Annotated in this window: 13 protein-coding genes; 4 read left to right on the top strand and 9 right to left on the bottom strand. The window is 48.0% G+C overall.

Translation table 11 applies throughout. The features are described 5' to 3' along the window. The first annotated feature begins 66 nt into the window (after positions 1 to 66). Positions 67 to 804 carry a metallophosphoesterase gene (locus ACTL32_RS02535; protein WP_441340005.1) on the top strand — a complete coding sequence of 246 codons (738 nt, stop codon included), beginning with the start codon at positions 67 to 69 and terminating at the stop codon, positions 802 to 804. Here ACTL32_RS02535 and ACTL32_RS02530 read toward each other — a convergent pair. Genes ACTL32_RS02530 through ACTL32_RS02515 form a run of 4 tightly spaced genes read right to left on the bottom strand, consistent with a single transcriptional unit; the run spans position 789 to position 3,573 of the window. Beyond that, a complete protein-coding gene (locus ACTL32_RS02530; protein WP_441340004.1) occupies positions 789 to 1,685 on the bottom strand; it encodes an RluA family pseudouridine synthase in 897 nt (298 codons plus the stop codon). The genes ACTL32_RS02535 and ACTL32_RS02530 overlap by 16 nt on opposite strands. A 2-nt stretch (positions 1,686 to 1,687) precedes the next feature. After that, positions 1,688 to 2,488, bottom strand: coding sequence for an NAD kinase (locus tag ACTL32_RS02525; protein WP_204892692.1), 801 nt, complete (start codon positions 2,486 to 2,488; stop codon positions 1,688 to 1,690). Continuing rightward, on the bottom strand, positions 2,485 to 3,162 hold the full coding sequence (locus ACTL32_RS02520) for a GTP pyrophosphokinase (RefSeq protein WP_204892693.1): 678 nt from the start codon (positions 3,160 to 3,162) through the stop codon (positions 2,485 to 2,487). Before ACTL32_RS02520 ends, ACTL32_RS02525 begins: the two co-directional genes overlap by 4 nt. 21 nt (positions 3,163 to 3,183) lie before the next feature. Next, complete coding sequence (locus ACTL32_RS02515; protein WP_441340003.1) at positions 3,184 to 3,573, bottom strand: hypothetical protein; 390 nt, start codon at positions 3,571 to 3,573, stop codon at positions 3,184 to 3,186. 114 nt (positions 3,574 to 3,687) lie between these two features. On the opposite strand from ACTL32_RS02515, the gene ACTL32_RS02510 reads away from it, so the two are divergent. The 3 genes from ACTL32_RS02510 (at position 3,688) to ACTL32_RS02500 (ending at position 5,575) form a co-directional block, all read left to right on the top strand. After that, entirely contained in the window at positions 3,688 to 4,290 is a 603-nt protein-coding gene (locus tag ACTL32_RS02510) for a CYTH domain-containing protein (protein ID WP_441340002.1), read from the top strand. Positions 4,291 to 4,382: 92 nt separating this feature from the next. Then, positions 4,383 to 4,781, top strand: coding sequence for a globin domain-containing protein (locus ACTL32_RS02505; RefSeq protein WP_441340001.1), 399 nt, complete (start codon positions 4,383 to 4,385; stop codon positions 4,779 to 4,781). Beyond that, a complete protein-coding gene (locus tag ACTL32_RS02500; RefSeq protein ID WP_204892697.1) occupies positions 4,778 to 5,575 on the top strand; it encodes a ClpXP adapter SpxH family protein in 798 nt (265 codons plus the stop codon). The genes ACTL32_RS02505 and ACTL32_RS02500 overlap by 4 nt, the downstream gene beginning before the upstream one ends. Before the next feature lie 394 nt (positions 5,576 to 5,969). On the opposite strand, the gene pepF is transcribed toward ACTL32_RS02500, so the two are convergent. The 5 genes from pepF to ACTL32_RS02475 form a co-directional block, all read right to left on the bottom strand. Continuing rightward, entirely contained in the window at positions 5,970 to 7,778 is a 1,809-nt protein-coding gene (gene pepF, locus ACTL32_RS02495) for an oligoendopeptidase F (RefSeq protein ID WP_441340000.1), read from the bottom strand. Between the two features lie 60 nt (positions 7,779 to 7,838). Continuing rightward, positions 7,839 to 8,906, bottom strand: a complete 1,068-nt coding sequence (locus tag ACTL32_RS02490; RefSeq protein WP_441339999.1) for a competence protein CoiA — start codon at positions 8,904 to 8,906, stop codon at positions 7,839 to 7,841. 70 nt (positions 8,907 to 8,976) lie between these two features. Continuing rightward, positions 8,977 to 9,633, bottom strand: coding sequence for an adaptor protein MecA (gene mecA / locus ACTL32_RS02485; protein ID WP_441339998.1), 657 nt, complete (start codon positions 9,631 to 9,633; stop codon positions 8,977 to 8,979). A 251-nt stretch (positions 9,634 to 9,884) separates the two neighbouring features. Beyond that, the gene (gene spxA / locus ACTL32_RS02480; RefSeq protein WP_204891158.1) at positions 9,885 to 10,280 is read right to left on the bottom strand and encodes a transcriptional regulator SpxA; all 396 of its coding nucleotides are present in this window, start codon (positions 10,278 to 10,280) and stop codon (positions 9,885 to 9,887) included. Between the two features lie 487 nt (positions 10,281 to 10,767). After that, positions 10,768 to 11,976, bottom strand: a complete 1,209-nt coding sequence (locus ACTL32_RS02475; RefSeq protein WP_441339997.1) for a putative glycoside hydrolase — start codon at positions 11,974 to 11,976, stop codon at positions 10,768 to 10,770. Positions 11,977 to 11,991: the final 15 nt, after the last annotated feature.

Here is an 11,991-nt window from a genome sequence, read left to right as displayed (position 1 = left end):
TTGCTGGTACATTCTTTACGTTACACTATGAATAAAGATAATCAAGATTTGCGAGGTGAAATTAACATGAAATTTGATATTATTGGCGATATCCACGGTTGCTATGATGAACTTCTAGAATTGCTGGAGTCGCTTGGCTATGAAGAAAGCCGTGGAATCTACCGCCACCCTGAAGGAAGGCAGCTTTCCTTTGTCGGGGACGCCATGGACCGCGGCCCTTATTCGCTGGAAGTGCTTCGGCTGCTGTTCCGGATGCAGGATGTGGACTTGCTCAACTACTCGCCAGGCAATCATTGCAATAAGCTTTACCGCTTCTTCAAAGGAAATTCGGTCCAAATCAATAATGGGCTCGAAACAACATTGGAAGAATGGCGTGCCTTGCCAAAACCGGAACAGCGCCGATTCCGTGCGCGCTACATCGAATTCTACGGCCGCTTGCCGCTGTACCAGAAACTTTCCCTGGACCTTGTCGTCGTCCATGCAGGCATCCGTGAAGATATGCTGGGCAAGCCGCCGTCCAAAGGGGTTGAGAGCTTCGTGCTATATGGCGATACCAACGGCAAATTCCATGCTGATGGCCGCCCAGTCCGGCGCGATTGGGCAAAATCATACAACGGCTTTCCCTGGATCGTTTACGGGCATACACCAACCGAAGAACCTTACCTGATCAACCGGACGGCAAATATCGATACCGGCTGTGTTTTCGGCGGCGCTTTGACGGCTTACCGCTTTCCTGAAAAAACGCTGGTATCCGTCCCTTCACGACAGCCTTATCAGCCGGACCGGTTTCACCGGTTCACATAAATCAGAGAAGCCATGTCCGCTTTCAGCGGCGCTTCAAAACGCAAGGGGTTCCCCGAAACGGGATGCACAAGTTCAAGAAGCCGGCAATGAAGCGCTTGGCGCGGCAAAATATCCCGGCTTCCGCCATATAGGTCATCTCCGAGAAGCGGATGGCCGATATGGGCGAGATGGACGCGGATCTGATGGGTCCGGCCGGTGTTGAGCTGAAGCTTCACATGGCTGAATTCTGGAAATTGATGCAGCACTTCCACTTCCGTCTCGGCAAACTGGCCGTCGGGACGGACTTCCCGCTCAATGATGCTCGTGCCTTTGCGGCCGATCGGTTCGGTGATGGTGAACCGCTGCGACTCGAAGATGCCGTGGGCAAAAGCTTCATACTGCCGCTTCATCCGCTTGTCTTTCTGCTGCATCGACAGCATATGGTGGATGTGACGGTTTTTTGCAATGCACACAAGACCGGAAGTATCCCGGTCGAGCCGTGTAGCAATATGGAGGGTGGCAGGAATGTCGTTCGCCGCAAAATGGCCGGCCACGAGATTTGCCAAGCTTCCTTCCGGATGCTCCCTTGACGGGATAGTGTTCTGCAGCGCCGGCTTATCGACAATCAGCAGCGCTTCGTCCTCATAGACGATATCAAGCGGCCCTGTTTCCGCCTGAAGTCCTGCACCCAATTCTTCAATCGGAAAAATAACGGTCACGGCATCGCCTATTCCGAGGACATGCCGGACCGTTACTTCTTCACCATTCACTAAAATCGTTCCTCCGCCATATTTGACGGATGCCAAGGTTCTTTTGGAAATCCCCCAGCCGTTAAGCGCTTCGCGGAGAATAACCGATTTATGGGCTTTATAAGTTAATTGAAATGGCTTTAATGATTTCACCTTTAAACCTCGCTATCGATAAATGAATCATGGACCCGTTTCCAGAACGGAAATGCCCGGAACCGCGCAAACCGGACTTTCTGGTCCGCTACCCGGTATTCGATTGATTTTACATCTTTATGGAGCAATTGCAAATGGTCGACAGTGACCATGAAATCTGGTGCTTTCACCGGACGCAAAGCACAACGGTGATGCGCCGGCAGAACCAGCGGGGAACCCACCGTCCGGAACACCCGATTATTGATCGAAGCCATCTCCGTCAGCTGCATCGACTCAAGCGACGGATGGATGATGGCGCCGCCAAGTGCTTTGTTATAGGCAGTGCTGCCTGAAGGCGTCGACATGCAAAGGCCGTCGCCGCGGAAGCGCTCAAAATGGCTTTCATTCAAAAAGACATCCATCACGAGAGTGACGTCCGGCGATTTCACTGTAGATTCGTTCAAGGCCAAGTAAACGGCCGGAGTTTCCTTGTTTTGATAATGGATGCTCACCTCGACCAACGGATATTCAATCACCTCGTACTCCTTCTTCGCGATCGACAGCACCAGCTTTTCGATTTCAATCGGTTTCCAGTCTGCATAAAAGCCGAGATGCCCCGTGTGGATCCCGACGAACGCTACACTTGCCAATTGGTCCCGGTATTTATGGAACGCATGGAGCAGCGTGCCGTCCCCTCCGATCGACAACACGACATCCGGTGACTCCTCGTTCCATTCCATGCCGAATTCCTGCAGATACCCGCGTGCGGTCGCCATCAATTCGTTTGACAGATCATCGCTTCTTGATTGGATATAAAATTTCATGGCTTTGGTTTGCCCCCTTCCGGTTCTGTCGGATAATGCTTGCTTGTCGAGTCCTTGAATTCTGTGAAATAAGCTTGCGCTTCCTGTATTTCATCCCGGATCTGCGACATTTCCTCATCAAGCTGGAAAGCCGCTTCGGCTGCCCGCTGCAAGCGGATCTTGATTTCTTCCGGGAACACCCCTTTGTATTTATAATTCAACGAATGCTCAATGGATGCCCAGAAATTCATCGCTAGAGTCCGGATCTGGATTTCGGCCAGGATCAGCTTTTCACCTTTGATGGTCTGGACCGGATACTCCACGATGACATGATACGACCGGTAGCCGCTTTGTTTTTCGTGGGAAATATAATCTTTTTCTTCGACTATCCGCAAATCGTTGCGCTGCCGCAGCAACTCCACAACTGTCTTGATATCCCCGACGAATTGGCACATCATCCGGAGCCCGGCGATGTCCTGCAATTGGTGTGCCAGGTCATCGGAAGGTTCGAAAGGAATTCCTTTTTCCAGTGTCTTATCATAGATGCTTGCCAAAGGCTTTACCCGCCCCGTGACAAATTCGATCGGCGAATTGGTGTTGTCCGTCTCGAATTGCTGGCGCATCCCTTTGAATTTTATCTTCAGCTCATCTACAGCTTGTTTGTACGGCGCTAAAAACCGATCCCATTGACCCATGCTATGCCCTCCCCAAGTTCTTTACGCCCGCGAGTCGAAAACCTCACGGAATGCTTCTTCTACGGCCGTCCGGAACGGTACGCCGTAATTATCGTTGTCTTCTATATTCTCCAGAAGCATCCAAAATTCCTCGTGGAACGAGGCAAGCGGCATGATCTGCTCTCCCCATTGCAGCAGCGGAACCCCTTCCCGCTGCATGGCTGCTCCGAGGGCCTCCCAAACCGGCTGTTTGAATTGGGCGTAGATATAGTCGGTGCCGGTATCAAGCAGATAGATGAAGGCACCTCCGTCTGAATCGGCAATCATCTGCCCTGCCGCTTCAATTGCTTCTGCCGGCTCCTGGGACTCGATGGCAAATAAAATTTCGTTTTCTTGAACAATCGCTTTTTGGACTTCCACTAATTTGCGCACTGAGAGTCTCCCTTTCTTGCTATTTTTCTATAGTGACATTTTAACACAGCTCTGCCATTCGTTGCAGTTTGCCGGAAACTATTCAATAATAGAAGGAACAGTGAGGTGTTTTCCATGACAAAAGAACTTGAGATCGAATTCAAGAACATGTTGACGCAAACCGAATACGAAGGATTGCTGACCCATTTCAAACGCACAGCCGAAGAAGCCGAAACACAGGAGAACTATTATTTCGACACGCAAGATTTCCAGTTGAAACGGAAAAAATGCGCCCTGCGTATTCGGCGTAAAGGGGAATCCTTTGAATGCACGCTGAAGACGCCGGCTCCGGAAGGAAACTATGAAATCACGGACAGGCTCCCTTCCGGGCAAGCAATGGAGATGATCGAAGGGCGTTCTTTCCATTCGCCTGAAGTACAGGCCGCGTTGGAAGAGCTCCAAGTGAATTCCGCTAAGCTGCACATGATCGGCAAACTGACCACTCACCGGACCGAGTTGGAAATAGACGGCGGCCTGCTCGTCCTCGATCATTCGGAGTACGGGGGCAAGGAGGATTTCGAAGTCGAATTTGAAGTGGCGGAAGCTGCTGCGGGCAAGACACGATTCCTGGGACTCCTGCAAAGCCACACCATTCCCGAGCGCCCGGCTGATAAAAAAATAGCCCGCTTTATGGCAGCTGCAAAAGAACAGGCAGCGCGGAAAACGGAAGCCGATTGACTCTCGTGCCTCCTCCGCTCAATCGATTTGTTTGAGAAATTGCCGGCGCGTTGTTAGAATGAATTTACAGCTAAAGCAAAGGAGATACGATGATGACTGGAAAACCGATAATTCCGTACGATGAAATTGGTGCGGAACGCTTGTCGCTGCTGATTGATGCATTTTATGCACGAGTAGCCGAGCATCCAAAGCTGAAGCCTATTTTCCCTTCTGATCTTTCTGAAACTGCGAGAAAACAAAAGCAATTCATGACCCAATACTTAGGCGGTCCTAACCTCTATTCGGAAGAACACGGCCATCCGCGTCTGAAAGCACGCCATCACCCTTTCCCGATCACCCCTGAACGCGCCCAGGCATGGCTCGAATGCATGCACGAGGCAATGGATGAAATCGGTCTGGAAGGGAAATTCCGGGAAGTCTTTTTTCAACGGCTTGTTATGACGGCTCATCATATGGTGAATGAGCAAGATAGCGAGGAGGAATTAGAGTGAACGATTTAGACCTGCTCCAACAGATCGACAATCCGGCAAGGACTCTAAAGCCCATGGAATTATATGTTTTTTTGGATCCGTTAAACCCGCAATGCTGGGAGCTTCAAGCTATTATACGCAAACTCCAAATTGAATACGGCCATTATTTTTCTATTCGTTTCGTTCTTAGCACCAAACTCTTCAGTTTGAACGGATTGAACCAGACGCCCAACATCGACACCGACAACCTGTCGCATCCTGTACTGGCTTCGGTCGCAGTTAAAGCGGCGGAACTTCAGGGCAAACGCGCAGGCAACCGCTATCTGCACAAACTGCAGGAATACCTGATGATCCAGGCCAAAGATGTCTCTTCCTATTCATTCCTCCTGCAGGTAGCTGAGGAAGCCGATTTGGACCCCGAAGAATTCAAGAAGGATTTCCATTCCGTACATACGGCAAGAGCTTTCCAATGTGACTTGCATATCACGCGTGAAATGGAAATCGACGAAGTTCCCAGCATCGTCTTTTTTAACGAATGCATCGAGGACGAAGGCGTCAAAGTATCCGGCCTTTATTCGTACGAAGTCTACCAGGCCATTTTGCAGGAGATGCTCGGCGAAGAAAACTTGAACCGCCAGTCCCCCCCGGCGCTAGATGAATTATTCTTAAAATATTCCACATTGGCAACGAAAGAAGTTGCTTCGATATATAATATTTCCGAACAGACTGCAGAACGTGAATTGAAAAAACAGGTGCTCCAACAGAAATTGGAGCGTATCACGATGCCTGAATATACGTTATGGACGTTAAAATAGCCTTCCGGCTCCGGAAGGCTCCTTTTTATATGTAAATTTTTCTGGCAGATACGCCGCTTCACCAAATCGGCTTACGCCGGCCGTGGCTGCACGGCTGCCTTCATTTTTCTTCATAAAACGTGAAAGGCGCCTTCCACGTCCGGAAGGCGCCTTTCCATATTACACAAAGGGGATGGGAGAAATGTTCACGCTCAAACAAAGGGGTGTATGTTTGTATGTGATTTATTTCACAACCTTATAATATCACGCGATAATTGTTAATGCAATAATTCACAAAGGATTTCACAATTTTGTCATAAAGAAAAGCGCTTTCTTTTATGTAGGCCTACTTTTAATTATATTAAAATAACTAAAAAGAGAGCTACTGGAATCCATGCAGCTCTCTTTTTGCATTTTATTTTTTCAAAAGCAGTTTTTCAAGTTCGTTCAATTTTTCTTCAAAGACCTTGCAGGCTTCTTCCACCGGCTGCGGGGAAGTCATATCGACACCGGCTTTTTTCAGCACTTCAATCGGATAATCCGAACTTCCCGCTTTCAGGAATTCGTTGATATAGCGGTCGACAGCCGGCTGCCCTTCTTCAAGGATCCCTTTGCTCAACGCAGTTGCTGCACTGAATCCTGTCGCATACTGGAAGACGTAATAATTATAGTAGAAATGCGGAATGCGCGCCCATTCAAGGCCGATCTCCTCATCCACTGCCACTTCGTCCCCGAAGTATTTCTTGTTCAGTTCATAGTACACTTCTGTCAGGCGGTCAGCGGTCAACGCTTCGCCGTTTTGGTCCATTTGGTGGATGGTATGCTCGAATTCCGCAAACATCGTCTGGCGGAAAACCGTCCCACGGAACCCGTCAAGCCAGTGATTCAGCAAGTAAATGCGCTCCTGGTCGTCTTCCGTAGTCTTCACCATGTATTCGTTCAGCAGGGCTTCATTGGTCGTAGATGCCACTTCCGCCACAAAAATTGAATAATCTCCGTATACATACGGCTGGTTGGCACGCGTGTAATAGCTGTGTACACTATGTCCGAACTCATGTGCCAATGTGAATAAATTATCGACATTGTCCTGCCAGTTCATCAGGATATACGGATTTGTGCCGTAAGCACCGGACGAATAAGCTCCGCTGCGCTTTCCTTTGTTCTCTTTGACGTCCACCCAGCGGCTGTTGATGCCTTGTTCGACGATGCCGGTATATTCCTCTCCAAGTGCTGCGAGCCCTTGAAGCATCGTTTCTGTCGCTTTTTCATAAGGGATCTCCATTTCCACTTCTTTTACAAGCGGCGTATACATATCCCACATATGGACCTTATCCAATCCGAGCACTTCTTTCCGCAAGGCTGCGTAACGGTGCAATAAATGAAGATTGGCGTTGACGGTTTCCACAAGGCTGTCGTAGACGCTTTCCGGAATATGGTCATCGGCCAAGGCGGCTTCGCGTGCCGATGAAAATTTGCGGATGCGCGCGTTGACATTATCGCGTTTGATGTTCCCCGCAAGAGTCGATGCGAATGTATTCCGGAACTTGCCGTACGTCGCATAAACCGCCTTAAAGGCATCTTCACGTACACGGCGGTCATCGTTTTCCAGGAAGCGGCTGTAATTGCCGTGCGTGATTTGGACCTTCTCGCCTTTTTCATTTTCGATTTCGGGGAACTCGAGGTCGGCATTGTTCAGCATCCCGAATGTTTCAGAAGCTGAGTTGACCACTTCGGACATCTGGGCCAGAAGCGCTTCCTGTTCAGCCGGCAGGACGTGCGGGCGGTGGTTGTTCAATTCCTCAAGCGCATGCTTGTACAAACCAAGGCCTTCGTGCTCTTCGATATAGCCATTTAGCTTCGCTTCATCCAGGCTCAGGATTTCCGGCGTCAAGTAGGACAAGCCTGTCGAAACTTTCGCATAAAGCGACTTGATGCGGCTGTCCATTGCCTGGTATGTGGAGTTGGTCGTGTCTTGGTCATAGCGCATATGCGAGTAAGTATAAAGCTTCTGCAGGCGCTGCAATAATTCATCTTTGTACACGAACACATTGTAAAGGGCTTCTGCGCCTTGATCCAATGTCCCTTTAAAGGACTCCGCTTTTTCGGACAATGCGGCTACTCCTTTGAACTCTTCTTCCCAAGCATTGTCTGTTTCAAAAATATCTTCCAACTTCCAAGTCAATTCGGTTGGAACTTCGTTGCGCACCAATAATTTTTCAACCATATTATTTCCTCCTTTGCTCCACTGTTTCGGGAGACGAACTACGTTCCATTTTCTCAATTTTCATACGGTTTTGCAATAGATAGCGTATAAAAGTTCCAGCGCTTCATCCTGTGTATGGCGCCGGCCCTTCACCTTCGCCACGAACTCCAGGTAATCGCTGACGAGCCGCTTCCTGGCATTTTCCGCAGGAGAAGCGTCTGCAGGCGGCAGCATCTGTCCTTTAGCTTGATCGGCCAAGGCCTGCAGCTGCCACACGACGGCATCCACACCGAAGGCTTCGGCTCCCCTGATCGGCACCCCGATATACAAAGGCAGGCGGCTCCGGTCCAAGCCCAGTTCATAGCAAAGCAGCCAGTATGGATTTCGGTACCGGTTTTTGGCAAAATGCTGGCGATGAATGAAACGCGCCCTTTCATTGCTTGCGATGGCAGCCACTTCAGCAAATTCGGCTGCAGACAATTTTTTCGGCACCCCGAACGGGAATCCCTGTTTATCCGCCGGCAAGGCTTTTGTTTTAGCGATCCAAATCGCTCCGCGGGCAAAAAATAAAGCCGAACGGTAGAAGAAAAGATTGCTTTCGGGATGGTAATCGATCAAGTACTGATGGCCTCCAGTTTGCTGCAGCATGGCCAGTTCAAACGCACGAAACCTCATGTCAGCGATGCCTTCCTTCGGCGCCTCGCTGATTCCCCGGATCCATAACGCCGTTAGGCCAATAGAAGAGTAGCCTTCCGAACGGGTACGGATCAGCCCCGGGGAAATGGAACTGCACTGATATTCCAGCGCAAACTTTTTTTCAACGAGCACATCCGCCCGCTGTTTGATGGAAGGGAAAAATTTTTCAAGTTCTGCGTGATGGTTTTTAGCTGAGAAGAATTGATGAAGAAGCGTTTTTCCGCTTAAATGCAAAGGGGTTTCAGGCTCACTGGATGTATCGCATCCCGCGAGTGAAAGGTGCGCAAAATGGGGGATTTTCACGTCACCGTCTTTCAAGATCAGTGCACTGCCGCAGCCGGGACAGAAAAACCGGTGCTGTTGTTTGAGGATGGCAATCCGTCTCTTGGCAGAGGCGGACGCAAGATTTACGAGTTCTCCTGTCTGTGTTCTGGCGATTAAGATAATGACCACTCTCCTTTTCTTGATTGTAGAAAAGCAGAGCGGTTTTGGCAATAAAAAAAAGACCTCCTGATAGGAGGCCTTAGCCGAAATAATGCAGCACATTGGATAACGCGTCTTCTTCAAAGATCGGCGTACCGTATTCTTCAAGGCGGTGAATCGTAATCGGCGATCCCTGCAAGTATTCCGCAAAGATGCTGTTGTAATTCTTCACGTCATCTTCAGTGTGCAATAATTCATCAAATGAGATATGCAAATAGTATTTATTTTCGAAATGATAGATGGCCGATTCGATCGGAACATATTCCAAGCGACGTGCCAACGGTACCAGCTCTTCAATTTCAGAGAAGATAAATGTGTACTCCAGCTTTTTGATGGCATGTTCGTCGAAGACCGGCTCAAACTCGTCAAAGTCTGGCGCAATCGTATCATCGCTTCCGAACATTTTGCGGCGTTCTTCTATGTCATCAGGCAAGTCTAGCTTTTGGCCGTCTTTTGTCATTTGCGCTCGCGTAACCGTCACTTCAAGCCCTTTGTCCATCGCTTGGACTTGAATCCAAAGCGGGCCTTCCATAACAAAGTCTGCTTCTTCATTAACTTCATCCATCATTTCCCAAAAAAGCTCTTCGCTTTTATCTCTGTTAAACCATATTTCATCACGGCTGAAACCACGTTCTTCAACATCAAGATAGGAAATGTAAAATTTAACTGTGTTGTCATTGATTCTTTCAATCTCCATTTTACACCTCTCCTTTCGAAATGGGCTAAGAGGATCTTCCCCGTAGGCCGTGCCTTATAGCTGTAGTGCTGCTTCCATTATATCCTGTTTGCGGCTATAAGAAAAAATTTATGCCTGCCACCTTATCCTAAAGAATAAGGTCCTTAGATTGTAATGAATCCCAATGGATTTTGCAATGATTGTGGGTAAAGAAAAGCTGCCCAGAATCCATTATGAATCGTCATAAGGGCCGGACAGCTAGTTGTTCAAGTTCAATTCACCATACGCTGAGCTTCGAGCAATTGATATGCTCTCACTTTACGAGGAAGGAATCGACGGATTTCGTCTTCGTTGTATCCAACCTGTAAGCGTTTCTCATCCATGATGATCGGACGGCGAAGCAGACCAGGATATTCTTGGATCAATTCATATAAGCGCTGAAGCGGTAAGCTTTCGACATCCACATTCAGTTTTTGGAATATTTTAGAACGGGTAGAAATGATTTCATCTGTCCCGTCTTCAGTCATGCTCAGGATTTCTTTGATCTCACTGATTGTAAGCGGCTCTGAAAAAATATTGCGCTCTGTATATGGAATCTCATGCTCTTCCAACCATGCTTTTGCTTTACGGCAAGATGTGCAGCTTGGAGAAGTAAATAGTGTAACCATCATTGTGAAGCACTTCCTTTCGGATTCAAGTTAATCATCATTAATTCTTAAATTAGAATCACTATAATTTAGAAGCTGTACATTCATTATACAATACTTGCGTTCAATTGCATATACTCTTATAAGAAAAAGATACATTTATTGTTGTCTTGTCACAAATCCGCAATAAAATTCAGTTTCTACAGCAAAATTTATATATTAATAAAATACCCGTGCGGACTGTCGCTAAACCTGCTTTCCAAAAAAAACATTCTCAATTACTTTTTCTTTTTGAAAATCAAACAGGGGTATTCCACCTTCTTTTAGGACGTTTCGGCATAAGATATGTTCCCTCTGGCAAAGAAGTGCTTTCTGGCGCCATTCTCAGCAAACAAGCATGCCTCTACAACATTAGGCCGGAAGCTTATATAAATAGAAGGAAATCAAAAAGCCGATTGAGAAAAAGTGCTGCTTTTTCTCAATCGACCCCAAATGATATGCTGTTAAATCACGGCGTATAATCCACTCCGCTTGAATAAGTATTTCCGGCATTCCATAGCAAGTACTCATTGATGCCATTCTCATTTAATGCTTTGATCTGCGCTTCAACTTCCGCTTTTCCGTATTTCTTATAATTCCCCGCCCCTAGATAAGAAGCAGTGAAATCCTGGAGCCATGGCCGCGAAACCGGCGGGCTTTTCAATTCATCCAATTTCTTGTTTTCCATTTTCGCATATTCCGTCACCAATTTATACGGCTCCAGATCGGGCTTCGCAATACCGAAATACGAAGTCCAATGGCTTGGATAAATCATTGAAGAAATCACATCGACGTTCTCAGAGATCTTAGAGAAGTTCTGGCCGATGCCTGGCGCTTCTGGCAATGTAGCCGAGTAGCCGAAGATATCCACAGACACCTGGACGTCATAAGGCTTCAGCTGCTCTCTTGCGTAGGCGACAAAATCTGTCACAGCTGATACACGGCGCTGTACAGGATCCAACTCTGATTCCGTGTATTCGCCCATGGAATATTTGAGTGTGTCCGCCCGGTTTTCAAATCCTTCAGGAAAGCGGACATAATCGAACTGGATTTCCTTGAATCCGAGTTTCGCAGCTTCGATGGCAATCTGGACATTATAATCCCATACTTCCTTCAGGAACGGATTGACGAATGATTCTCCGCGTCCGTTCTTCCAGACCTTCCCGTTGTCGACAAATGACAGTTCCGGCTTCTTCTCGGCAAGTATGGAGTCTTTGAATACTACTACACGTGCAATCGGATAGATCTGCTTCTCTTCCATGCGCTCAAGCACTACGCGCGGATCTTTGATGAACGGCTTGCCGATTTCAAGCTTTGCAAGCTCGGAACCTTCCTCCGGCATGTACGTCAAATGGCCAAGATCTTCTTTGACATCAATGACCATTGCATTCAAATCGGTTGTGTCAACCAGCTTTACGAGCTTTTCAAAGCGGTCCCCGCCAGCTGAGTTCCCGGTGACAAAAATGCCGCGTACAGCATCGGGGTATTCGAAAGTCAGGCCCGAATCGTATGTATACAATTTCGAAGAAGCAATCGCTTCCATATTGATGCCATTTGGTTGATAGCTCCGCACCGTAAACTCGGGAGCGGCTTCCTCATTTCCTTCAGCGGCAGCTGGGACCGCACCTAAAGAACTGATCAGCAAAGCGCTTGCAATAATCCAATTTTTTCTTTTCATAGCATTTACATCCTC

Origin of the sequence: Planococcus sp. FY231025 (assembly GCF_052078085.1) — a bacterium.
Classification (GTDB): Bacteria; Bacillota; Bacilli; order Bacillales_A; family Planococcaceae; genus Planococcus.
Note: the sequence above shows the minus strand (reverse complement) of the source record. Positions and strands in the feature narration are given on the sequence as shown.